At 57.0% G+C, this 681-nt stretch carries 1 pseudogene; it reads left to right on the top strand.

The annotated features are described in order from the left end of the window. Positions 1 to 681: pseudogene (locus UW3_RS0126300) on the top strand (DUF5801 repeats-in-toxin domain-containing protein); the annotation flags it as partial.

Here is a 681-nt window from a genome sequence, read left to right as displayed (position 1 = left end):
CTCAACCTGCTGAACAAGGTGTTCATCGGCGCCAGCCAGGACCTGGTATTCAGCCTGGCCAATGCGCCTTCCGGGCAAAACCTGTTCCTGATGTTCACGACGGCGAACCCGACCGTGGTCGACGACGGTGGGGTCTTGCGGATCACTGACCCGACCATTATCGCCACCGGCAAGAACCCCGCCGACCAATCGAGCGGCGCCAATATAACGACGGGCGATACGATCAATACCAGCCAGGCAGGTGGCCCGACCACCTTCGGCACTAACAACCAGATGATTGTTGAACAGGAGGGCATCCGCTTTTCGTTCGTCACCGGTGCCAGGCAGAATGTTACCATTCCCAACCTGGATCAGAACGAAGCAGATGTTGAAGCCAACATCGACTTTACCGACGTTTTCAATACGAGGTCGGCCACGTTCGACGTCGTGCAGTTGCAAAGCGGCAAGAGCGCGGTGGTAAAAATCAGCGCATTCAGCACCGCTGCGGAACCTGGCGCGAATTTCATCAACGGCTATGTGGGTGATTCGTCGGTTGCAATCGGCAATGTTCGCGTCATCAACATCAGCACCGGGCTGGTGATCGAGAACTCGGACGGCTCGGCGAATGATCCGGCCATTGTCATCAGCTTTGCTTCCGGGGTTGCGACCATCACCGGCGTTAAAGCCGGCTACAGGATTGAA

This window comes from Pseudomonas donghuensis (genome assembly GCF_000259195.1).
In the GTDB taxonomy this organism is placed as follows: Bacteria; Pseudomonadota; Gammaproteobacteria; order Pseudomonadales; family Pseudomonadaceae; genus Aquipseudomonas; species Aquipseudomonas donghuensis.
Note: the sequence above shows the minus strand (reverse complement) of the source record. Positions and strands in the feature narration are given on the sequence as shown.